The organism is Collinsella aerofaciens (genome assembly GCF_005845035.1).
Taxonomy (GTDB): domain Bacteria; phylum Actinomycetota; class Coriobacteriia; order Coriobacteriales; family Coriobacteriaceae; genus Collinsella; species Collinsella aerofaciens_I.
In genome coordinates this window covers 1-22,057 of sequence record NZ_SPFO01000001.1, presented here as the reverse complement: position 1 = coordinate 22,057, position 22,057 = coordinate 1, and the positions used below count along the sequence as shown (strand labels likewise).

The 22,057-nt window shown below is 59.2% G+C and carries 17 protein-coding genes and 1 pseudogene; 9 read left to right on the top strand and 9 right to left on the bottom strand.

Features of this window, described 5'->3' with window-relative positions; translation table 11 throughout:
• The first annotated feature begins 123 nt into the window (after window positions 1-123).
• Both map and FGQ67_RS00085 read left to right on the top strand, forming a co-directional pair.
• A complete protein-coding gene (gene map / locus FGQ67_RS00090; RefSeq protein WP_138339538.1) occupies window positions 124-1,011 on the top strand; it encodes a type I methionyl aminopeptidase in 888 nt (295 codons plus the stop codon).
• A gap of 129 nt (window positions 1,012-1,140) precedes the next feature.
• Window positions 1,141-2,076: a D-2-hydroxyacid dehydrogenase gene (locus FGQ67_RS00085; protein WP_138339537.1), complete on the top strand. Its 936-nt coding sequence runs from the start codon at window positions 1,141-1,143 to the stop codon at window positions 2,074-2,076.
• A gap of 257 nt (window positions 2,077-2,333) precedes the next feature.
• On the opposite strand, the gene FGQ67_RS00080 is transcribed toward FGQ67_RS00085, so the two are convergent.
• Window positions 2,334-3,719, bottom strand: a complete 1,386-nt coding sequence (locus FGQ67_RS00080; protein ID WP_171025104.1) for a M18 family aminopeptidase — start codon at window positions 3,717-3,719, stop codon at window positions 2,334-2,336.
• Between the two features lie 161 nt (window positions 3,720-3,880).
• On the opposite strand from FGQ67_RS00080, the gene FGQ67_RS00075 reads away from it, so the two are divergent.
• Window positions 3,881-4,966: a carcinine hydrolase/isopenicillin-N N-acyltransferase family protein gene (locus FGQ67_RS00075; RefSeq protein ID WP_138339536.1), complete on the top strand. Its 1,086-nt coding sequence runs from the start codon at window positions 3,881-3,883 to the stop codon at window positions 4,964-4,966.
• A gap of 139 nt (window positions 4,967-5,105) precedes the next feature.
• Complete coding sequence (locus FGQ67_RS00070) at window positions 5,106-6,185, top strand: 6-phosphofructokinase (protein WP_089572334.1); 1,080 nt, start codon at window positions 5,106-5,108, stop codon at window positions 6,183-6,185.
• A 686-nt stretch (window positions 6,186-6,871) separates the two neighbouring features.
• On the opposite strand, the gene FGQ67_RS00065 is transcribed toward FGQ67_RS00070, so the two are convergent.
• From FGQ67_RS00065 to FGQ67_RS00050, 4 genes are all read right to left on the bottom strand, one after another.
• Window positions 6,872-7,192 carry a hypothetical protein gene (locus FGQ67_RS00065; RefSeq protein WP_055286844.1) on the bottom strand — a complete coding sequence of 107 codons (321 nt, stop codon included), beginning with the start codon at window positions 7,190-7,192 and terminating at the stop codon, window positions 6,872-6,874.
• Window positions 7,193-7,629: 437 nt separating this feature from the next.
• Window positions 7,630-8,550, bottom strand: coding sequence for a helix-turn-helix domain-containing protein (locus tag FGQ67_RS00060; RefSeq protein ID WP_138339535.1), 921 nt, complete (start codon window positions 8,548-8,550; stop codon window positions 7,630-7,632).
• Between the two features lie 635 nt (window positions 8,551-9,185).
• Window positions 9,186-11,951: an FtsX-like permease family protein gene (locus FGQ67_RS00055; protein WP_249934334.1), complete on the bottom strand. Its 2,766-nt coding sequence runs from the start codon at window positions 11,949-11,951 to the stop codon at window positions 9,186-9,188.
• A 5-nt stretch (window positions 11,952-11,956) separates the two neighbouring features.
• Window positions 11,957-12,658 carry an ABC transporter ATP-binding protein gene (locus tag FGQ67_RS00050; RefSeq protein ID WP_138339534.1) on the bottom strand — a complete coding sequence of 234 codons (702 nt, stop codon included), beginning with the start codon at window positions 12,656-12,658 and terminating at the stop codon, window positions 11,957-11,959.
• A 271-nt stretch (window positions 12,659-12,929) separates the two neighbouring features.
• On the opposite strand from FGQ67_RS00050, the gene FGQ67_RS00045 reads away from it, so the two are divergent.
• The 3 genes and pseudogenes from FGQ67_RS00045 (at window position 12,930) to FGQ67_RS10015 (ending at window position 14,313) form a co-directional block, all read left to right on the top strand.
• Entirely contained in the window at window positions 12,930-13,568 is a 639-nt protein-coding gene (locus FGQ67_RS00045) for a GyrI-like domain-containing protein (protein ID WP_138339533.1), read from the top strand.
• A gap of 170 nt (window positions 13,569-13,738) precedes the next feature.
• Window positions 13,739-14,086, top strand: a pseudogene (locus FGQ67_RS10370) (Abi family protein); the annotation flags it as partial.
• A 32-nt stretch (window positions 14,087-14,118) separates the two neighbouring features.
• Window positions 14,119-14,313 (top strand): chloride channel protein, encoded by a 195-nt coding sequence (locus FGQ67_RS10015; protein ID WP_055286854.1) that lies wholly within the window; start codon window positions 14,119-14,121, stop codon window positions 14,311-14,313.
• A gap of 144 nt (window positions 14,314-14,457) precedes the next feature.
• Here FGQ67_RS10015 and FGQ67_RS00035 read toward each other — a convergent pair whose 3' ends face one another.
• From FGQ67_RS00035 to FGQ67_RS00025, 3 genes are all read right to left on the bottom strand, one after another.
• Window positions 14,458-15,036, bottom strand: a complete 579-nt coding sequence (locus FGQ67_RS00035; protein ID WP_249934333.1) for a methylated-DNA--[protein]-cysteine S-methyltransferase — start codon at window positions 15,034-15,036, stop codon at window positions 14,458-14,460.
• A gap of 350 nt (window positions 15,037-15,386) precedes the next feature.
• Window positions 15,387-16,412: an aspartate-semialdehyde dehydrogenase gene (locus FGQ67_RS00030; RefSeq protein WP_117640200.1), complete on the bottom strand. Its 1,026-nt coding sequence runs from the start codon at window positions 16,410-16,412 to the stop codon at window positions 15,387-15,389.
• Between the two features lie 173 nt (window positions 16,413-16,585).
• Window positions 16,586-17,974: an aspartate kinase gene (locus FGQ67_RS00025; RefSeq protein ID WP_138339531.1), complete on the bottom strand. Its 1,389-nt coding sequence runs from the start codon at window positions 17,972-17,974 to the stop codon at window positions 16,586-16,588.
• 103 nt (window positions 17,975-18,077) lie between these two features.
• Here FGQ67_RS00025 and thrC point away from each other — a divergent pair, with 103 nt between their 5' ends.
• Complete coding sequence (gene thrC / locus FGQ67_RS00020) at window positions 18,078-19,595, top strand: threonine synthase (RefSeq protein WP_138339530.1); 1,518 nt, start codon at window positions 18,078-18,080, stop codon at window positions 19,593-19,595.
• A gap of 203 nt (window positions 19,596-19,798) precedes the next feature.
• Window positions 19,799-20,680 (top strand): homoserine kinase, encoded by an 882-nt coding sequence (gene thrB, locus FGQ67_RS00015; protein ID WP_006234874.1) that lies wholly within the window; start codon window positions 19,799-19,801, stop codon window positions 20,678-20,680.
• Between the two features lie 286 nt (window positions 20,681-20,966).
• On the opposite strand, the gene FGQ67_RS00010 is transcribed toward thrB, so the two are convergent.
• Complete coding sequence (locus FGQ67_RS00010; RefSeq protein WP_249934332.1) at window positions 20,967-21,665, bottom strand: helix-turn-helix transcriptional regulator; 699 nt, start codon at window positions 21,663-21,665, stop codon at window positions 20,967-20,969.
• Between the last annotated feature and the right edge of the window lie 392 nt (window positions 21,666-22,057).

Genomic DNA, 22,057 nt, shown 5'->3' with positions numbered 1-22,057 from the left:
CATCAGTTGCGGTGATATAGTTCCTATTTATGCTGTTAAACCGCTTAAATCGGAACTATATCACCGCAACTTTTATGGACGCGTGGGTGGGCTATACTAGCTGCGGATGAAAGGAAGTTAGCCATGTATGACAAAGGACCCGTGCCTGGCCGCAACGACGCTTGCTGGTGCGGCAGCGGCAAGAAATACAAGAAATGCCATAGCGCCTTTGATGAGCGCCTCGAGCGCTTGTGGGAAGAGGGCTGGGAGGTTCTGCCTCGCACGCTCTACAAGACACCCGCCGATATCGAGGGCATCAAGCGCTCGGCCGCTATCAACGTGGGCGTGCTCGATTACGTAGGCGAACACATCGCCGCGGGCATGACCACCAACCAGATCGACCAGATGATCTACGACTACACCGTTGAGCACGGCGGCACGCCGGCCGACCTCAACTACGAGGGCTATCCCAAGAGCGTGTGCACCTCGATCAACGACGTCGTCTGCCACGGTATCCCCTGCGATGCGGATGTGCTGCACGAGGGCGACATCATCAACGTGGACTGCTCCACGATCCTGGACGGTTACTTTAGCGACTCGAGCCGCATGTTCTGTATCGGCGAGGTCTCGGCCGAGCGCCAGCGCCTGGTCGACGTCACCCGCGCCAGCGTGGAGGCGGGCCTGACAGCCGTCAAGCCATGGCTGCCGTTGTCCGTGATGGCCGAGGCCGTGCAAAAGACGGTCGAGGACGCCGGCTTTAGCGTGGTGCGCGAGTACGGTGGACACGGCATCGGTAAGGAGTTCCACGAGGACCCGTTTGTGGGCTTTACCACCGAGGCGCCCGATGTGGACACCATCATGGCTCCGGGCATGGTCTTTACCATCGAGCCCATGGTCAACGCCGGAGCGCCCGACATCAAGATCAGCAAGGGCGACGGTTGGTGCGTGCGTACCAAGGACGGCAGCGATTCGGCCCAGTGCGAGGTACAACTCGTGGTGACCGAGGATGGTTACGAGCTGCTGAGCTGGTAGCCGTGGATACGCCGGATGCTGACGGGCACGCTCGTCTTGCATCCGGCGTTTTATTTAAACGTTTTGCCTGATAAAACCTGCCAAAATAAACCTGTCCCTTTTTGGCAAGTCGAGCGGAGAGGACCGCTAGTGAACATCCTGGTTTTGCTGCCCGTCAATGACCGCCATCGCGCAATTCTTGAGTCGAGTGCTCCGGGCGAGGACTTTATCTACACGAGCGCCGACGCCGCCACGCACGAGCAGGTCGCCGATGCCGACGTGATCTTGGGCAACATAGACCCTGCCTTGCTTACCGCATGCGAGCATCTCCAGCTGTTGCAATTGCAGACCGCCGGCTATGACGATTACTTGGCCGCCGGCACCGTGCCGGCTGAAGCCAAGCTGTCTTGCTCGATCGGCGCCTACGGTCAGGCCGTGAGCGAGCACATGTTTGCCATGGTCCTTTCCATGATGAAGCGCCTGCCCGGCTACCAGGACCTGCAGCGCGAGCATCGCTGGGAGGATTTGGGGCCGGTCACCTCGCTCAAAAACGCCAATGTGCTGGTGCTGGGCGCGGGCGACATTGGCGGCCACTTTGCCACGCTCTGCCGCAACATGGGTGCGCACGTCCGCGGCATCAAGCGCCACCCGCTCGTCTACCCCATTGTGTTTGAGGACATGGACGGTATGGATGCCCTGTCCGAGCGCCTGGCCGAGGCTGACATCGTCGCATCCTTTATGCCCAGCACACCCGAGACCCGCGGCCTGGCGAACGCCGAGTTCTTCGCCGCGATGAAACCGGGCGCCTTCTTTGCCAACGGCGGCCGCGGCGACCTTGTGGTCGCCGACGACTTGGTTGCCGCCCTGGAGTCGGGACATCTCGCCGGCGCCGCGGTCGACGTCACCGACCCCGAACCGTTGCCTGAAACAAGCCCACTGTGGGATGCGCCCAACATGCTCATCACGCCACACGTCTCCGGCTGGTTCCACCTAGCCGCCACGCTCAACAACGTTGTCGACATCGCCGCAGAGAACCTGCGTCACCTGCAAGCCGGCGAAACTTTACGTTGTTGGATCGAGCACTAATCTTGTTCCGCCGTTCTAACGAACGGCGGACCGGTCGACGCTGCGCGCCGCCCAGAGCGACAATTTGCCATTCAAAAGGCGAGGCACGACCAGAAGGTCAATGCCTCGCCTTTTTCATGCCGACTTGTTCGCTCTGGACATCGCTCGCTGACGTTTGCCCAACCTGCGGTGTCATAACAATTCTGTCCAGCTGTTGGCATTGAGGCATTTTCCCAGATAAAACCTGCCAAAATGAACCTGTCCCTTTTTGGTAGGTTTTAGAGCTCCACGCTTTCGGCGCCGTTGATGGTTAGGTTGCGCTCGTAGAAGGCGGTGAGGGCGCGGATGGCGTACATCACGTCGCGCACGCCGCCGGTCTCGTAGCTCGAGTGCATGGCAAGCTGCGGCAGGCCCACGTCCACGGCATGCATGCTCGCCTGCATATTGGACAGGTTACCGAGCGTGGAGCCGCCGGCCATATCGCTCTTGTTGGCGAAGGCCTGCGTGGGCACGTCGGCGTCATCGCAGATGGCCTGGAACACCGCGCGGCTAAAGGCATCGGTGCAATAGTGCTGGTTGGCGGCCTCCTTGATGACAATACCGCCGTTGAGCACCACCTGGTTGCGGGCGTCACACTTCTCGGCGTGGTTGGGGTGCACGGCATGTGCGTTGTCGCAGCTTACAAGCATCGATGCGGCAAGTGCACGATGGTACGACTCGTCGTCAAAGCCCAGCGAGCCGTTAATGCGGCGCAGTGCATCGGCCAAGAACGTCGACATGGCGCCCTGCTTGGTCTCGGAGCCAACCTCCTCGTTATCAAAGCAGCAGAAGACCGAAACGTCGTGCGCGTTCTCGGCACCCAAAAATGCCTGCAGCGAGGTGTAGGCGCATGCCAGGTCGTCGAGCTTGGGCGTCGAGATAAACTCGTCGGCCCAGCCCCAAATGCGCGCATCCTGACGATTGACCAGGAACAGATCGCGGCCCAGGATCTGCTCGGGCCCAACGTCCAGCTCGTCGGCGATCAGGGCGTCAAAGTCGCCCTGTTTCAGCTCGCCGGCGCTGATGAGCGGGCACAGGTCGACGGCCCGGTTGGGAGCAAAGCCCTCGTTGACGCCGCGGTTCATATGGATGGCAAGGCTCGGAATGATAGCGACTTCGCGCTCGGTGGCAAGCAAGCGGCTCTCGATACGGTCGCCCTCGCGCACCAGCACGCGACCGGCCAGCGCCAGCGGACGATCAAACCAGGTGTAGTCGATCATGCCGCCATATGCCTCGGTGTTCAGGCGCAACGTCTCACCTGCGCCATCGAGCTCAGGCACAGCCTTGACCTTAAACGTCGGCGAATCGCTGTGCGACGCCGTCAGCTGAAAATGGTAGTCGCCGGCAACGCCGTCCTCGCCCCACGTAGCAGCCAGGTCCTCGCCCACCTTAAAGGCAACAACGCTCGAGGTGTTACGCTGCGTGTAATAACGCCCGCCCGGCTCGATATCCCACGCCGCGTTCTCGGGCAGATAGGTAAAGCCCGCCTCGTCGAGCTCGGCCATAATGGTCGCCGCCGTATGGAACATGCTGGGGCATGCCTCGATAAAGTCGACAAGGTCGTTGGCGGCCTCGATATCGTCGGCCGTCACGTGCACGCGCTCGGGCGTTTCCTGATCCGTCATGCTCTCCCCTTTCGCTGGGTTGATGGTCCCCTCCAGCATACCCCGCCGCGCCAGCACCGCACTCTTCATTCCGTGCTTAATTCCGCACCACTCACCAAGTTGAGCCATCATGCCCGCGCTCCTTTTGCGACAATTGCGCTAACAGGACGAGAGGAGCCGTCATGAAGCCACGTAACATTGCCATCGCCTGCGGTGTCGCAGGAGTCACCGTCGGCCTTGCCGCTGCCATCGGCATCGTTTACCGCAAGCAAATCAAGTCCGTCGCGTCGCTCAAACGCTTGACCTGCTACGCGGATGGCTATGACCTGTACGCAATCGACATCGCCTACGACTACGATCTTGATCGCATCATCGCCGCTGGCGTGCGCGACGACCAGGCCTACATCGATGCCGTGGTGGCGCAGGTGCTGCCCGGTGTGCCGGTACATGTCCGGGCGCCCCAGTTTGCCTGCAGCGCTTTTGTCGCCGTAGATGCCGAAGGCCGCGTGCGCACCGGTCGCAATTACGACTTTAAGGACGACGCCTCGGCGCTGCTGGTGCGCAATCACCCACGCGACGGCTATACCTCCATCGGGTTTGCTGCCCTTAACAACCTGGGTGATAACACTCCGCTTGACTCCGTCGGCGGACGCGCCGCCGCACTCATGGGCCCGTTTGCCCAGCTCGACGGTGTTAACGAATGCGGCGTGTCCATTGCCGTACTCACCCTGGATTCCAAGCCCTGTGACCAGGACACGCAACGCCCCGTCATCAATACCTCGCTCGCCATCCGTCTGGTGCTCGACCGTGCCGCCACCACGCAAGAAGCTGTCGACCTGCTTTCCGCCTACGACATGCACGCCATGGCAGGACGCGATTACCACTTCTTTATCAACGACGCCGCCGGTGACGCGCGGGTGGTGGAGTGGGATCCGCACGATCCGGACCGCGCTTTCAAAGCAACTCCTGTACGCCAGGTTACGAACTTCTACGCCTGCTATGGCGACGAAGTGCTGCCCAACCAAAAGAATGGTGAGCTGGGCCATGGTAAAGAGCGCGCCGTCGCAATCGCCGATGTCCTTGACGCCCACGCCGGTGCCCAGGACGAGGCAGTCGCTTGGAAGGCCCTTCGCGCCGCAGCCCAAGAGCCCAATCCGGAAGACATCACCAGCAATACGCAATGGTCGGTCGTCTTTGACAATACCGAACCCGCCGCCGCTATTACGCTGCGCCGCCACTGGGGCAACGTCGATGCCTTCGCACTGTAAGGAGCCAGGCCCGTCGACCTTACGTTCCCTGACGTTGCTTACATTTCCATACGCTTGAGCTAACACGTTTTACCCCCGTATCAACAGTGTGCGGGGGTAAACTTATGCGCATGTTATAACTTGCCCGGAAGGATTCATCATGCTCAGGATCGGTCTTCTTACCAGTGGCGGCGACTGCCAGGCGCTCAACGCCACCATGCGCGGCATCGTCAAAACGCTTATGACCAATAGCGAAGAACCTATCGAGATCTATGGTTTTGAGGACGGCTACCAGGGCCTTATCTACAGCAGGTTCCGCGTCATGACGCCCGCCGATTTTAGCGGTATCCTCACCCGCGGCGGCACCATCCTGGGCACGAGCCGCACGCCGTTCAAGCGCCTGGATACCCCCGAAGCCGATGGTGTCGAGAAGGTGCCGGCGATGGTCCACACCTATCATAAGCTGCAACTCGACTGCCTGTTTATGCTGGGCGGTAACGGCTCCACCAAGACCGCCAACCGCCTGCGCGAAGAGGGCCTCAACGTTATCGCCCTGCCCAAGACCATCGATAACGACACTTGGGGCACCGAGCTGACGTTTGGCTTTACGAGCGCCATCGACGTCGCCACCAAATGCATCGACGACATCCACACTACCGCCTCGAGCCACGGCCGCGTGTTTGTCATCGAGATCATGGGCCACAAGGTTGGCTGGATTCCGCTGTACGCCGGCGTCGCGGGCGGTGCGGATGTCATCTTGATTCCCGAAATCCCCTACGACATGGATAACGTCATCAAGACCATCGAGCATCGCATGGAAACCGGCAGCCGCTTTACCATCGTGGCCGTCGCCGAGGGCGCCATCTCTAAGGAGGACGCGGCGCTGTCCAAGAAGGAGTACAAGAAAAAGCTCGCCGAGCGCACGAGTCCGTCGATTGTCTACGACATCGCCAAGGAGATCGAAGCCAAGACTGGTCGCGAGACCCGCGTCGCCATCCCCGGCCACACGCAGCGCGGCGGCCAGCCCGACGCCCAGGACCGCATCTTTGCGACCCAGTGCGGCGTCGAGGCAGCGCTCGGCTGCCTGCGCGGCGAGTTTGGCTACATGATTGCCCTGCGTGACGGCAAGATGTGCCACATGCCGCTCGAGGAGGTCGCCGGCAAGCTCAAGTATGTCGATCCCCAGAGCGACCTGGTACGCGAGGCCAAGGCGTTGGGCATCAGCTTCGGCGACGAATAGCCCCGGCTGGAACTGCTCCCATCGGAGGCCCCAGGGCTTACCTCCCAAATCGTCCTCGGACATGTCAGGACCCCGCTGCGCGCTTCGCGCGGCGGGGTCCTTCCGTCCTGCGGAAAGATTTGGGAGGTAAGCCCTGGGGCCTCCTGCGGTAACCGGGGAGGCCGAGGCTATTCGTCTTCTTGCTGCAAGTGCCTGGGGTAGGATGCGGCGTGCATTTTTGGGAGTATTCAGCAGCCGAGGGTGCCTGCATACTGGATTTTGGGCGAGAGACAGGCGCCGCGGGCCGCATTCTGCAAAAAAATGAGCGGTCCTCGAGGCGCCGGAGCTCAAAGTCAGGCTTTCAATGCGCTTTTGTGCGCCCGCTCCCACACCCGCGGACTCCGGGATGCTGAATTCTCCGGAATTTGCACGCCGCCCCCTGGGTTACCCGTAGGCAAAAAGCAACCGCCCCGCCGAAATATGCAATCGGCAGGACGGTTTATGCAATTTAGTGGCTGTGGGCGCGTCGGTGGCTCGCTACAGCTTGAATCCCAGAACGGGTTACTCGGCGCTCTTAAAAGCGCCGAGTAACCCGCCAAAAAGGGACAGGTTCATCTTTGGCAGGTTAATCTGGGCAAACGCCGGACAACCATTAGGTGGCCCGGCGTTTGCCCCGCTTTGCTGGGGATGTCTGTCGTTCAGTGCTCTTACTGGCCAGTCCAGTGTTGCGCATAGCTTTTAATGTCTTCGGTAAAACCGTCAAGATCGTCGAGGGTAATCACGCTGTCGATAAGCAAATTGGCTATCTCACGGTGCATTGTACTGCGGCGAAGGTCGTTCACCAGCACTCCTGAGGACAGCTTATCCCTATTGATACGCTCTTCTAGCGCCCAAAATCTACTGGACGCTTCGCTGTCGCCGTTCAGCATCTCAACGTACCGGCCGATGAGCTTTTCCATATAACGTTCTTGCCATTGAGGAAGCATTTTCTTAAACAGCTTCCAGTCGCTTTCGGCTACGTCGCGCATATGTTCTCCGCTCGTCAAACGGGCTTTCCATTTGCCTTTCATTCTATTTGGTTTTCGCTCGCAGGCGTGGATGAGAGGCTCTCTTCAGCCTTCGAGATTGAGCTTGAATGATCCGTTGCCACAAAATGGACCTATCTACTACGTTTGCTACCACACCCTCGACCATGACAAAGATTGTAAAAATAAAACCGCAGGTAGAAAGCTTGCCAGTTTTCGAAAAAGGCGGGTATGGTCGGCCCCTTCGGGCTAAACGTAGTAAATAGGCCCTTTTCTTGGCGCGCAGTCAGCTCAATGCTTATCTCCGTGCCGGAACTGACCCAATTGTTTGTTAGTTGCGGTGATATAGGGACTGTTTGGCGCTTTGGAGCCTCAAAACAGTCCCTATATCACCGCAACTTGGAAGGGACGGGCGGTGTCGGATGAGTGGCGCTGGCGGTTTAGGCCTGTTTGCGGTGCTTCCATTGTTTGCGGCACCAGTGCATAAGCGCTTTTACGATGGGAATCGTGATGAGGATGACCCATGCGGGATGGGGCTGTCCCAGGCAGAGCCACATGTAGAGGAACCAAGTTATGGCAGCTGCCGGGTAGACGGCGTCGACAAGCTTTGACAGATGACGTCGGTCGATGAAATCGCCAAGCGCGTAGTAGACGGGAATCAAAAAGACGAGGAAAAGTCCCGTAGTCCACACGCCGCAAATAATGCCGAGTGCCAGATAGGCGAGGGCGACAAGCACGGGAAAGGGGAACTTATTCCACGCGCGACCGAGCTTGGTGTGGAAATGCTTGCCATGATGGTCGAGCTTGTCGCGTGCCTCTTTCCAGCTGGAGAATTGTTCGCCGTCGATAACCACGGTGCCATCGGCATTGGTGTGCACGCTGTGCCCGTCGTCCTCTAGCGTGTCAATATGTACGCCGCCCGGCCCCACGTGCACCTCTTCACCCTTGCGGTCGTTGGTCACATGGATGCCGCTCCAGCCAACATGTACTTCCTCGCCTTTATTGGGATCAATGACGTGGATACCGCGCGCGAGGGAAATATCGACAAGTGGCTTGTCGCCGCAATCGGCGTGCTCGGCAGAATCCTCAGCCTCGTCAGCCACATCCGCCGTCTCGGTGTCGGCACTGCCGTCCTCAAGGTCGTCGGCATCGCTAGCCGCTTCCCCATACAACAGCTCGTCCAACGACACGCCATACAGTGCGGCGAGCGCAATAAGGTTATCGGTATCGGGTGAGGACTCACTGCGCTCCCATTTACTGACAGCCTGGCGACTTACGCCCAGTTGGGCAGCAAGGGCCTCCTGAGAAAGACCGGCAGCTTTGCGGCGATCGACGAGACGCTGTGCCATCGCAAGGTCCATGGTGGTTCCTTTCATGTGGTGACCGTAATCGAATGAGGCGAGTATGCCGAAAACAACCGGTAACGACCACCATTTCTAGTTAGAATCTGCCCCAACCCTACCGCAACTACCAGTAGCAACCCCTAACGACCTGCCATTTCATGACAAATGTCAGTGCAAATAACAACCAAGAGCCCTCTCGATAAGTTGCGGTGGAATAGTTCCCGTTTGGCATAGCAGAGCCATAAACGGGAACTATTCCACCGCAACTTACTATTAGGCCACGCACTCGCAGAGTAGCTGCGGGTGCCTGGGGTAGGATGCGGCGTGCATTTTTTGGAGTATTCAGCAGCCGAGGGCACCTGCATACTGGATTTTGGGCGAAAGGCAGGCGCCATGGGCCGCATCCTGTAAAAAACGAGCGACTCTTGAGGCGTTGGGGGTTCAGAATCAGGACTTTAAGCGCTGTTTTGTGCGCCCGCTCCCGCACCCGCGGGCTCCGGGATGCTGAATACTCCGGAATTTGCACGCCGCCCCCTGGGGTACCCGCGGGCAAAAAGCAACCGCCCCGCCGAAATATGCAATCGGCGGGGCGGTTTATGCAAAAATGCGGTTGTGGTACGTTACAGCTCGCTACAGCTTGAATCCCAGGCAGGTTACTCGGTACTCTTGAGGGCGCCGACCATGTCGATCTTGTTGAGAGTTCGGTTGGTAGCGAGGTTGACGATGATCGTAAAGCCGAAGGAAAGCACCACGGCGAGCACGTAGCTTAGCGGCTCGACCTCAACATCAAAGTACAGCGACGGCATCTGCAGGATGTACGTGAAGCTCTCGGCCAGCAAGCCACCCAGCGGCACGCCCAGCGCAGCGCCGATCGCCGTGAGGATCAACGTCTCCTTGTTGACGTAATGGTGCACCTCGCCACGGCGGAAGCCCAGCACCTTGATGGTCGCCAGCTCGCGTTCGCGCTCGGAGATATTCGTGTTGGACAGCGTAAACACCACCACAAACGATAGGCACGCCGCCATAAAGGTCACGAGCACCACGACGGAATTGATAATCGTAAAGTTCGCCTCGTAGTTCTGCCAATGTTCGGCCGTGCTCGAAATCGTAAGCCAACCGTCACTCTTAAGATTCTTGCTAAACGCAATCTGGTCGGCCGACGAGCCCTTAAGCAGCACAAAGACGCCGTTAAGGCGTGCGCTTCGACCAAACGCGCGCTCATAGGTGCCCTGCGTCATGTAAAGCGTGTTGCCCAGATAGTTAAGCGAAATGTCGCTGACTTTGACCTTGGCGACATTGAGCGACGAATCCTGGACGTGTGCCGTATCGCCCGGCTGAATCCCCAGCACCAGCTGTGAACTCTTACTCAGATACACGTCTCCGTCACGCAAAGACAGCGGCTCTTTGGACTCGTCCTCGAGGCACACGTAGTCGTCCAGATCGTTCATGCGGTCATCGGGCACCACGATCAGCTGCACGGTCTCGCTCTTGCCGCCAAACGTAAAGGTAACGTTGTCAGTCATGATCGGCAGCGTCGAAGTTACGGTCACGTTGGAATCATTGGCCGCGCTGCGCTCATCCAACGCCGCGCACGTCTGCGTAAAGTCATCGGGGTTGGCGACCGCCAGCAAGTCATAGCGCGTGATATGCCCGTACTGCTTGGGCGAAAGCGCGACCGACGTGTCGCGAATACCCATACCGCAGATCACAAGCGCGGTGCAACCCGCGATGCCAAAGATGGTCATAAAGGCGCGCTTTTTATAGCGGAAAAGGTTGCGTGCAGCGACCTTGTTCAAAAAGCCCATGCGGCGCCAGATAAAGCCGATGCGCTCGAGCAGAATGCGCGAGCCAGCGCGCGGGGCCTTGGGACGCATAAGCGAGGCCGGGGTCTCGGCCATCTCGTGGCGGCAGGCGATAATCGTGGCGCCCACCACGCCCACGGCAAACAGCGCCACCGAAACGATCGAGGACACGATGTCGTACGAAAGCAGCATCTGGGGCAGTGAGTACATGTCGTCGAACACCGTAAACAGGAACAGCGGCAGGCCCACAAATCCGATGATGTTGCCGAGCACGCCGCCGATCAGACAGGCCCACAGCGCATAGTCCACGTATTTGGACAGGATGCGTCCGCGCGAATAACCGAGCGCCTTATACAGGCCGATGAGTGTGCGTTCCTCCTCGACCATACGCGTGGCGGTGGTAAGGCTGATGAGCACGGCGACGATAAAGAAGATGAACGGGAACACCGTGGCGATGGCTTCAATTGACGAGCTATCGCTCTCCACGCTCGAGTAGCTTGCGATATTGCCGCGGTCCTGGATGTACCAGGTGCATTCGCCCAGATCGGAAAGCTCGGCGCGGGCATCGGCAAACTGCTGGTCGGCGGCGGCGCGGCGCTGATCCAGGTCGGCCTGCGCTTGCACGCGCTCCTCGCTGCCCTCTGCCATGCGATTGATGTTGTCCTGCTCAATCCCAAAGAGCATATTCGCCTGGCGCTCGGCCGCATCCAAGCTTGCCGGCGTGTCGACCGTCAGTTCCTGAGCGCGCGCCTTCTCACGCTCCTCGCGGATCTTCTCGATATTGCCCTTGACCTCATCGATCTTTGCCGCGTAGGAATCCGAATAGGAGTTGAGGCTCTTGGCTCCCTCGACGATCACGTGGACCGCGGAGTAGGAAGAAGATGTCGCGGCGTCCTCGCTCACATAGAACTTATAGTCCGCCGCCGAAGCAGCGCGAAAGGCGTTGACTGTCGAGTCAGAACTTACATCAGTGGGGTCGAGGACCTCAGCCGTAATGGTGTAATCGCCCGCGGCAAACTGGTCCTTGGCGCTTTGATTGGACGAGCTCGCGTCATTGGCGGCAAAACTCACCGTATCGCCGATTTTCTTGCCCGATGCCTTCAGGAACTTCGAAGTCACCGCGACTTCATCGGCGCTCTCGGGCAAATCGCCGTTCACGAGCACCGGCTGATCGATGTTCTCCTTGGAGAGACTCTGCACGACCACGCGCTCGCGCGTTGTGCCCACGGCGGTGTAGGCGGTCTCGGTGTAGATGCCCTCGGCCGTCTCGACACCATCGACCTCTTGGATGGCGGCGAGATCATCGTCAGTCAGGCCATAGGTCGACTGCACGTTAATGTCATAGACATTTTGCTGGTCGAAGTAGGCGTCAACCGAATCGCACAGGTCCTCGCAACCCGCCTTAAGGCCGCACATCACGCTCACGCCAAGCGCGGTGATGACCACGATTGACAAGAAGCGCTTAAGACTGCCTCGGATTGTGCGGTAGATGCCACGGCGAAAAACCGTCGGCACCATATCGTTTGAGCTTTGGGCAGTGCGGTAGGTCGTAAAATCCTGCTCGCGCTCCGTGTTCTGCGCGTCGCGGCGTAGGCTGTTTTGGCGGTCTTGGTCCATGGGCGCTACCACTCGATCGTCTCGATAGGCACGGGATTTTGCTGGACCGTCTCGCTCTCCACGCGACCGTTCTTAAAGCGGATCAGGCGATCGGCCATGGGCGCCAGCGCGGAGTTGTGGGTGATGATGATGACCGTAATGCCCTGCTTGCGGCAGGTATCCTGCAGCAGCTGCAAGATCTGCTTACCGGTTTTATAGTCGAGCGCGCCCGTGGGCTCGTCGCACAGGAGCAGCTTGGGGTTCTTTGCCAGTGCACGGGCAATGGACACGCGCTGCTGCTCGCCGCCCGAAAGCTGCGCGGGGAAGTTGGCGAGGCGCTCACCCAAGCCAACCTGGCAAAGCGTTTGCTCGGCATCGAGCGAATCGGGGCAGATCTGCGCCGCGAGCTCGACGTTTTCGAGCGCCGTCAGGTTGGGGACCAGATTGTAGAACTGGAAGACAAAGCCGACATCGGCGCGGCGGTATTCCACGAGCTGAGCCTCGTTGGCGGAGCTCACGTCGCGCCCGTCCACCGTCACGGTGCCGGAGGTCGCCGTATCCATGCCACCCAGAATGTTGAGCGCCGTGGTTTTACCGGCGCCCGAAGCGCCCAGGATAATGGCAAGCTCGCCACGCTCAACGGTAAAGCTCGCGCCGTCGAGCGCGTGAATGCGGGCATCGCCCTCGCCGTATGCTTTGATGACGTCTTTAAATTCGATATAGGCCATCGATCGGTTCCCATCTGGTCGGATAACTCTTTAGTATTACCCATTTCGCACCGACCAAAAAGGGACAGGTTTATTTTGGCGGGTTTTATATGGGGAAATGGAAGCTATAGATGAGGCGCCGGGGAGGCAGAGAAATCATCGACGGGGTCAGGCCGACCGCCAAACACAACGCACACATCTCAATCTGTCAGCCAAATCATTCGAACAGCTGTTCGTTTCTATGATATGATTCCGCTATCTAAGCAGGCCAATACGCAGAAAGGCGGCCAACATGGCGTTCGACTTTAAGAAGGAATGCAAGGAGCTCTACAAACCTGCAAGCAAGCCGAGTATCGTAACTGTCCCGCCTATGAGCTACGTTGCCGTTCGCGGAAAAGGCGACCCAAATACCGAAGGTGGCGAGTATCAAAACGCCCTGCCGCTGCTTTACGGCATCGCCTATACCGTCAAGATGTCGAAGAAAGGTTCAAGGAGTATCGAGGGCTATTTCGACTTTGTGGTACCGCCGCTCGAGGGTTTCTGGTGGCAAGACTCCCCGAGCGGCGACATCGATTATGTACGCAAGGACGATTTCAACTTTATCTCGTGCATCCGCCTGCCCGATTTCGTCACCCGAGATGACTTTGGCTGGGCAGTCGCGGAAGCCACGACCAAAAAGAAACTGGACTTTTCTGCCGTCGAGCTGCTTAAAGTTGACGAGGGTCTCTGCGTTCAATGTATGCATACCGGACCTTATGACAGCGAGCCGGCGACCGTAGACGCTATGCATGAATACACGACCGAGCAGGGCTATGTCCCCGACCTCTCAGACACCCGTTTACATCACGAAATCTATCTCTCCGATCCACGCAAATGCGCACCGGAGAAACTTAAGACTGTGGTTCGTCATCCTATCAAGCGCGCTGAATAGCGTGGAGCGTCATTTCACGCGCTAGGTTTTAAGCCAGCCAACCAGCCGCCTCCTAGGCCGTCCGGCAATTATCTTGACGCGGCCCGTCGCATCTTATAAGTTTGTTTTGCTAAAGCTGGAAAGCCTCTCAACGATGCGCAACTCCAGCTCTTTTTCTATCAAGAGGCTTAATGAAATACCAGAAGTCGCGGATATCCATCAACGAACAAATAGCACTATTGACAGAAAACAAGGGTCTTAAGTGCTCTGATCAAAGCGAACTCGAGCGAGCTTTGGTCGAAGCCAACCACTACAGACTGTCGGCCTACTGGTTTCCCTACAAAACCAAATGCAAGTCCGGGATTACCATCTTTCGCGAAGGCACAACATTCGAAACCATCATCTACACGTATGAATTTGACCGAGCCCTCCGGCAGTTAATGTTTGATGCGGTCGGCAGTGCGGTCGGCAGAATTGAGATCTACCTCAGAAGCAGAATTGCCTATCTTGCCTCTGAGGAACGCGGGCCTTTCTGTTACCCAGATGTCGCCATAACGAGGCTCAACTCGGCATGCCCGTCGAGCTCTGCGCCGCACTGGGCTACGCAGCCGTCTTTGGCAGCGCCACCAATACGCTGCTCGCACCCATCCTTATTGGCTGCGAAGTCTTCGGCTTTGGTAACTTGCCGATGTTCTTTATTGTCTGCGTCGTGGCTTACCTGTTCAACATGGATAAATCGATCTACGCCCTGCAGGAGCGGGCGTAGATCGATGTCCAGGCAGGCGGTCTCAACCGGAAACGGCGTCCCACTCTGAGGCTATATTCCGGGACACGGTTTCCGCTTGGGACGCCATTCGGAAAGCGTGTCCCGTTCTTTCACGGCATCTTGGCTATGCAAAGTGCTCGAGCGCTACACCTCGTACGCGCCCTCAAGCCGCAGCAGCCACTCCTTGCGATCAAGCCCGCCGGCATATCCGTTGAGCGATCCGTCGGCCGCCACCACGCGATGGCACGGCACGATAATCGAAATGGGATTACGCGCGACCGCGGCCCCCACGGCACGGGGAGACACAACGGGGTCATCGTTTCCCGGTACACGATGCCGAGCCGCAACACGCTGGGCGATCTCGCCATACGTGGCAACCTCGCCACGCGGAATAGAAAGCAGCTCGTACCAAACTTCACGCTGAAACGCCGTACCGATCATATGTAACGGCGGCGTATACCGAGGCTCCTGCCCTGCAAAATAAGCATTCAGCCAAGCCCACGAACGCTCAAGCACCGAAGAAGCCGCACCATGGGCCGGATTCGCCGAAGACATGCCACCAATACCGGAAACCGCATCGGTACCTTCAACATGCTCTGCATCTTCTTTGAGAAGCGTAGAGCCAAAGTGCTCCTGTCCCTCAAACCAAAGCCCTGTCAAACCACGGCCATCAGCGGCAAGCAAAATCTCGCCCAAAGGCGAAGCAAACGTCGTCGTGACCACCAGCGGCTCCTTTCAAAACTCCGCACCATAATACCGCGAATTGTGCAGACAACCCCAATCGACCCCAAAGTCACCCAAGGCAGCAGGCGCGCAGCGCCGGGGCCGCCGCCGGGACCAGGGCCCGCAACAGTCACGCGCCCCCATATCAGCCCAGCGGCCCCAACCAACAACGGCCCCATCGCAGGCCGCTCGCAGCAGCGTCACCGCAGGCGGAGGCCGGGCTTAGTTTTCAGAACACTCCGCAGACCAGTGTGGCGCCTTGTCCGCGGCTCCGAAGGAGCAGGACAAGGCGCCACACATGGTCGAGGACGTTCTGAAAACTAAGCCCGGCCCCCGCCGGACAGGTCACACTACTCGCAGAGCAGCTTAGCAATCTGGACGGCGTTGGTTGCCGCGCCCTTACGGATTTGGTCGCCGCAGCACCAGAAGGTGATGCCACGCGCAGCCTCGGGGTTCGAGATGTCGCGGCGTACGCGACCGACCCAAATCAGGTCCTGGTCGGAGGTGTCCATCGGCATGGGGAAGCGGTCGTGCGCATCCTCGGCGCTCATGTCGTCAACCAGCTTCACGCCCGGAGCGGCAGCCAGCGCAGCACGGGCCTCTTCCACCGTAATGTCGCGCTCAAACTCGAGCGTAATGCTCTCGGAGTGCGAACGCAGCACGGGCACGCGCACGCAGGTGCAGTTCACGCGCAGCTCGGGCAGGTGCATAATCTTGCGGCCCTCGTTTTGCAGCTTCATCTCCTCGGAGGTAAAGCCCTCCTCCTTGACGCCGCCAATCTGCGGAATCAGGTTGCTCGCGAGCTGGGCGGCAAACGCGCGCGGCTCGGGAATCTCCTCGCCACGGCCCAGAGCGGCCAGCTGAGCCTCAAGCTCGGCCATACCGGGAGCGCCAGCACCCGAAGCCGCCTGGTACGTCGAGACGATCATGCGCTTCACGCCGGCGAGCTGATGCAGCGGCCACGTGGGAACCAGGCCGATGATGGTCGCGCAGTTGGGATTGGCGATAAGGCCGTGATGCCATTTGATATCGTCGGCATTGATCTCGGGCACGACCAGCGGCACCTCGGGATCCATGCGGAAGGCGTGGCTGTTGTCGACCACGACGGCGCCGCGCTTTACGGCCTCGGGCAGCAATTCCTTGGCGATATCGTCGCCGGCAGCGCCAAGCACAATGTCACAGCCCTCAAAGGCCTCGGGGCAAGCCTCTTCGATCACGATTTGCTCGCCGCGGAACTCAACGGTCTTGCCCGCGGAGCGTGCGCTTGCCAACAGCTTGAGCTTGCCGACCGGGAACTCCTGCTCGTTGAGGCACTCGAGCATCTGGGTGCCCACGGCTCCCGTCGCGCCCAAAATAGCAACCGTGTACTGTTTCATGCTTCCCCCTTTAAAGGTTGTGGCTTTTGCCCGCACGCCGAGCAGGCCGATTATTGTTGCCAGTTTATACAAGAACAGGGCGGGCATGAAACCCGCCCCGTCGAAACGAAACCGAAACGAAACGCCCCGCCGTAGATTTTTGAGACATGACCCAAAAATCTATCGAGCAGTCGCTACTTTTTGAGCGCGGCCAGGGTGGGATCGGCCGGCGCGGGGGCCTCCAAGTCGGAGACCTTCACAATGCCGTTCGCATCGGAGAAGGCACGGTAAATGGTCTGAATCGCCAGGTCGAAGTCCTTCTCCTCGACGCCGATAATGATGTTGATCTCGTCGCAGCTCTGCGAAATCATGCGCACGCTCACGCCGGCCTGGCCAAGCATACCAAACAGATGGCCCGAGATACCTGCGCGGCCGCGCAGGTTACGGCCGACGGTAGCGATGAGCGCCAGGCCCTCGACAACCTCGATCTCGAGCGGTTCGACCTCCTGCTGAATGTCGCCCACGAGCGAGTACAGCGAATCGTGAACGTCCTGCTCCTGCACCACGGCGCCAAAGCGGTCAACACCGGTGGGCATGTGCTCGACGGAGACGTCATAGCGCTCGAAGACCGAAAGCGCACGGCGCATAAAGCCGACGCGGGGCTTGGTGCGGTCGCGGGCGACGTTGATGGCGACAAAACCGCGCTTGCCGGTCACGCCGGTAATGATGGGCTCTGCCTCGCCCTCGTCAGCCGTCTCGCTAATGATGGTGCCGGGGTCCTGCGGCGCATTGGTGTTCTTGATGACCAGCGGAATACCCGCCTCACGCACGGGGAACACGGCCTCCTCGTGCAGGACGCTTGCACCCATGTACGAAAGCTCGCGCAGCTCCTCGTAGGTAACGCGGGCGATGGGCTGAGCCTCGGGAACAATACGCGGATCGGCGGAATAGAAGCCCGAGACGTCGGTCCAGTTCTCGTACAGGTCGGCGCCCAGGCACTTGGCCAGGATCGAGCCCGAGATATCGCCGCCGCCACGGTCGAGCAGCTTGATCTGGCCCTCTCGCGTCGCGCCGTAGAAACCGGGCATAACAAAGCCGCCCTGCTGGCCGTACTCCTGCACCAGCTCGGAGGTGCGATTCATGCTGAGCGTACCGTCGTGATGGAACGCCACAACCGTCGCGGCGTCCAGGAACGGCAGGCCCAGGTACTCGGCCATCAAGCGAGCGGTGAAGTACTCGCCGCGGCTCACGAGCTCCTCGGTAGAGTAGCCGCCCGAGCGGGCGCGCTCGGCAAAGGCCGCGAACTCCTCGCGGATGGGATAGGTGAGCTCCAACTCGTCAGCGATATCAAAATAGCGCTGGCCGATGTCCTCGAGTAGTTCCTCGCACGACACGTGATACTTAACGTGCGCGTTAACCAGGTAGAGCAGGTCGGTTACCTTAGTGTCGCCCTTAAAGCGGCGGCCGCAGGCGGAAACCACCACAAAACGGCGGGCAGGGTCGGCATCGACGATGGCCTTGATCTTCTTAAAGTGTTCGGCGTCGGCGACCGACGAGCCGCCAAACTTGGCAATCTTAATCATGGGCTTGAGGTTACCTTTCTAAAAGCCTCTGCAAACCTGTTTTGCGCGCTCTGATACCATGGTTTCACCGATTGGGACCAAGGCATCCGAGGAGCAGTGTTATATGGGAACTTATCATAGTACACGAGGACGCACTTTATCGTGCTCAAGTAAGGTGGCAATCCGCACCGGCATCGCTCCCGACGGGGGTTTGTTTGTCTCGGACGAGCTCGGCACCCAGCAGGTCGATATCAGCTCGCTTGCAGATAAATCGTACTTTGAAATCGCTCAAGATGTGTTGGGAATGTTACTGAATGATTACACGGCCGAAGAAATTTCGGCGTGTATCGACGAGGCATACCGCGGCACGTTTGCGAGTGAAGAGGTCACGCCGCTCGTCAAACTCGACGCCGCGCCGAGCGCCGACGCCCCTCAGACCTATGTGATGGAGCTCTTTGGCGGCCCCACAAGCGCCTTCAAGGACGTCGCCCTGCAGATGCTCCCCCGTCTGATGGCCCGCACTTCCGCCAAGGACGGCGGCGCCGAGCGCATCATGATCGTCACCGCCACGTCGGGCGACACCGGCAAGGCCGCACTCGCCGGTTTTGCCGACGCTCCGGGCACGGGCATCACCGTCTTTTATCCCGAGGGCAAGGTCAGCCGCGTCCAGAACCTGCAGATGTCCACACAGGAGGGCGATAACGTCGCCGTCTGCGGCATCCGCGGCAACTTCGACGATGCCCAGAGTGCCGTCAAGCGCATCTTTGCCGATAAGGAGCTTGCCGAGCGCCTGGAGGCTGCTGGCACGGTGCTTTCGAGCGCCAACTCCATCAATGTCGGCCGTCTGGTACCGCAGGTCGTCTACTACTTTGCCGCCTATGCGCAGTTGCTGCGCGCCGGCGCCATCGAGGCCGGCGACGCCGTGGAGTTCTGTGTGCCCACCGGCAACTTTGGCGATATCTTGGCCGGCTACTACGCCAAGCGCATGGGTCTGCCCGTCGCCAAACTCGTCGTGGCCAGCGACAAGAACAACGTGCTCGCCGACTTCCTGACCACCGGCGTCTACGACCGCAACCGTCCGTTCTTCACCACCATCTCGCCGTCGATGGATATCCTCATCAGCTCTAACCTGGAGCGCATGCTGTACTTCCTGTCCGATGGCGACTGCGAACTCGTTGCCGGCCTTATGGAGCAGCTGGCACAGACTGGTCGCTACGAGGTTCCCGCCGACCTGCTGGCAAAGATTCAGAGCGTCTTTGGCTGCGGTTGGGCCAGCGAAGACGAAGTCCGCGCTGCCATCAAGAGCTGCTGGGATGCGAACGGCTACGTAATCGACCCGCACACTGCTTGCGGCTATCACGTCTTTGAAAAGGTCGCTCCCGCCGAGGGCGCCAAGGCCCGTGTGCTGCTTTCGACCGCCAGCCCCTACAAGTTCCCGCGCGCCTGCTGCGACGCCCTGGGGCTCGACGTTCCCGAGGACGACTTTGAGGCCATGCACGTGCTCGAGCAGGCAACCAACACGGTCGCCCCGGCACAGCTCGCCGAGCTCGAGTCCAAGCCCGTCCGCTTCGAAGACGTCTGCGACGTCGATGAGATGGCCAGCTACGTAGAGCAGGCTGCAAAAAAGATAGCAACCAACTAAACCCCTTATAAGGCGCCGGCGAAAGCCGGCGCACCTTCTTTTATCAGATACCTACCGGGATGATGACGAACGTGCATAGCGTGCCTGGCTGTTTAGTTCGTCGCGAGTTCCGCACGCAAAGGAAAGCACTTAATGTGCTTTCCGTCTTGCGCAGGACTGCCCGAGCAGCGAACTAAACAGCCAGGCACGCCAGGAGGACTCACATGATCAAGATCACCGTCCCAGCAACAAGCGCCAACTTGGGCATTGGCTACGATACCCTCGGCATGGCCGTCAGCCTCTACTCGCACTTTACCTTTGAGCGCGCCGACAAGCTCACCATCACGGGCTGCCCCGAAGAGTTCCAAAACGAGAACAACCTGGTCTATGTGAGCTTTGTCGATGCGCTGGCCGCATGGGGCGAGCCGGCTTTTCCCGTTGCCATCGACATCCAGACCGACGTGCCCGTCGCCCGCGGCCTGGGCTCCAGCTCCACCTGCGTCGTCGCCGGCATCATGGCTGCCGCCGCGTTGACGGGCCATACCGTCGACCGCGCCGAGCTCGTCCGCATCGCCACCGAGGTCGAGGGCCATCCCGATAACGTCGCCCCCGCTATCCTGGGCGGCGCCGTCTGCTCCTTTACGCCGACCGATTCGCTCCCCCAGTGCCTGCGCTACGAGGTGAGCGATCGTTTGCGTTTTATTACCGTGATTCCACCTTACGAGGTGCACACGAGCGAGGCACGCAAGGTCGTGCCGCAGGAGATTCCACTCTCCACCGCCGTGTGGCAGATGGGCCGCATCGCCGGCATGACGCGCGGCTTGGAGACTGGTGACCTGGACCTGATTGCCGCCGCCAACGACGACCGCATCCAGGAGCCCTATCGTCGCCGCCTGATCCCCGACTACAACGCCGTGCGCGACACCTGCCTTAACGGCGGCGCTAAGACCATCTGGATTAGCGGCTCGGGCTCGACCCTCATGGCTGTGACCGACGACACCATCGTGGCAAAGTTCCTGCAGGTCAAGCTGCGTGAGCAGTTCCCCAAGTGTGACACGCACATTCTGACGTGCGACACGGAAGGCGCCCAGATCGAATACCTGTAGTCGCCGTCCCGTATACTCGCCGGGGAGGCCAGGGGGCTTTGCCCCCAAATCGTCCTCGGACATGGCAGGACCCCCGCTGCGCACTTCGTGCGGCGGGGGTCCTGCCGTCCTGCGGAAAGATTTGGGGGCAAAGCCCCCTGGCCTCCCCTATGTTAACTTCGCCGGCAGCGGCTACAGGGACCTACGCTCTGGAAAGGCGCCGGGCTGATAGTTTGGCTTTTTATTGGTAGGGGCTCTTGCTAGGCTGGAGCACTTCCTAGAGGCGGGCATCGGCTGTGTGCTTGGTTTAGGCGGCGCTGGTTTCTTTGTATTCGAAGACTGGTTCTAGGAGGTCCTCGATGTTGCAGTGGAGGGTTTTTGCTATGGCTCTTACGCTTGTAACCGAAGCTTCATTGATGTTTCTCTGGCGCTGCTCGTACATTTGGATTGAGCGGAGTGACACACCCGATTCGTATGCCAGGTCTTGTTGGGTTTTCTTGAGCCTCTTTCTTGCTAACGCAAGTTTGGTTTGCCTGGACGCTTTCTTCGCCATATCGCAGACGAGACGAGCCACGCGTTCCTCCGAGGCTTCGTGCCAGGGGTAGTACAGGCTGCGTAGCACATCGAATGGAACGACATGCAGCAAATCTTCGAAAGACTCTCCTAGGCGCCACTGAAGGTATGCCAATATCCAGCCTGTCCAATATTCCGGTGTCTTTTCGAATCGGTAGGTTCGATTTGGCATCGGCCTTGATTGATAGCCCGACCTTTCGGCGATAAGCGCGAACAGCTCAACGCCCGATTTTCCCGACACTACCCATGCGTTGCCGCATTCGAACTCGCGGGCTACGCCGCTCAGGCAAAAGAGTTCAGCAACTTCCGATCCTTCTGCCCCATAATCGTTAACGGCATAGTCAAAGCAGTCGCCGAGGTTGTTCATTGCATCCTCAAGGTAGTAGACGGGGTATGTCCTACTCGGCCCACGATCCGTTAACTCTTGGATCATTTAAATCAACCCTCCCTGCCATCAAATCCCTAATGTCGACACCATCAGAGTCAAATCCGTTTACAGTATCCAGGTACTTTCGTCGAGCGTTCTGTTCTCGCTCAAATCGTTTGGGATAAAACTCAGCTCCCGAGGCCTGCTTCCAATCGCGAAACTTAATCGCCGAGAACGCACGCTCACTCATAAGCGCATATTGAATGCCCAAATCCCCCAAAAACATAATGCGCTGCAATTGCCTGAGCGAAATCATGCCGTTGACAAACTGTCTTGCAAACGAGAAATAGGAATCGTCTGCACGATAGCCTCGAATAACGTTGTTAGCGCCGGGCGATTTTAGCCGCTAATAGTCAAACTATTTTGACCAATCCCGGTCACCGAATAATGGCCACCGT

What these genes read in the sequence shown, in the direction of transcription:
- map (WP_138339538.1), top strand. Translation starts at nt 124, where the DNA reads ATGTATGACAAAGGACCCGTGCCTGGCCGCAACGACGCTTGCTGGTGC.
- FGQ67_RS00080 (WP_171025104.1), bottom strand. Translation starts at nt 3,719, where the DNA reads ATGACGGATCAGGAAACGCCCGAGCGCGTGCACGTGACGGCCGACGAT.
- FGQ67_RS00075 (WP_138339536.1), top strand. Translation starts at nt 3,881, where the DNA reads ATGAAGCCACGTAACATTGCCATCGCCTGCGGTGTCGCAGGAGTCACC.
- FGQ67_RS00070 (WP_089572334.1), top strand. Translation starts at nt 5,106, where the DNA reads ATGCTCAGGATCGGTCTTCTTACCAGTGGCGGCGACTGCCAGGCGCTC.
- FGQ67_RS00065 (WP_055286844.1), bottom strand. Translation starts at nt 7,192, where the DNA reads ATGCGCGACGTAGCCGAAAGCGACTGGAAGCTGTTTAAGAAAATGCTT.
- FGQ67_RS00060 (WP_138339535.1), bottom strand. Translation starts at nt 8,550, where the DNA reads ATGGACCTTGCGATGGCACAGCGTCTCGTCGATCGCCGCAAAGCTGCC.
- FGQ67_RS00055 (WP_249934334.1), bottom strand. Translation starts at nt 11,951, where the DNA reads ATGGACCAAGACCGCCAAAACAGCCTACGCCGCGACGCGCAGAACACG.
- FGQ67_RS00050 (WP_138339534.1), bottom strand. Translation starts at nt 12,658, where the DNA reads ATGGCCTATATCGAATTTAAAGACGTCATCAAAGCATACGGCGAGGGC.
- FGQ67_RS00045 (WP_138339533.1), top strand. Translation starts at nt 12,930, where the DNA reads ATGGCGTTCGACTTTAAGAAGGAATGCAAGGAGCTCTACAAACCTGCA.
- FGQ67_RS10015 (WP_055286854.1), top strand. Translation starts at nt 14,119, where the DNA reads ATGCCCGTCGAGCTCTGCGCCGCACTGGGCTACGCAGCCGTCTTTGGC.
- FGQ67_RS00030 (WP_117640200.1), bottom strand. Translation starts at nt 16,412, where the DNA reads ATGAAACAGTACACGGTTGCTATTTTGGGCGCGACGGGAGCCGTGGGC.
- FGQ67_RS00025 (WP_138339531.1), bottom strand. Translation starts at nt 17,974, where the DNA reads ATGATTAAGATTGCCAAGTTTGGCGGCTCGTCGGTCGCCGACGCCGAA.
- thrC (WP_138339530.1), top strand. Translation starts at nt 18,078, where the DNA reads ATGGGAACTTATCATAGTACACGAGGACGCACTTTATCGTGCTCAAGT.
- thrB (WP_006234874.1), top strand. Translation starts at nt 19,799, where the DNA reads ATGATCAAGATCACCGTCCCAGCAACAAGCGCCAACTTGGGCATTGGC.
- FGQ67_RS00010 (WP_249934332.1), bottom strand. Translation starts at nt 21,665, where the DNA reads ATGATCCAAGAGTTAACGGATCGTGGGCCGAGTAGGACATACCCCGTC.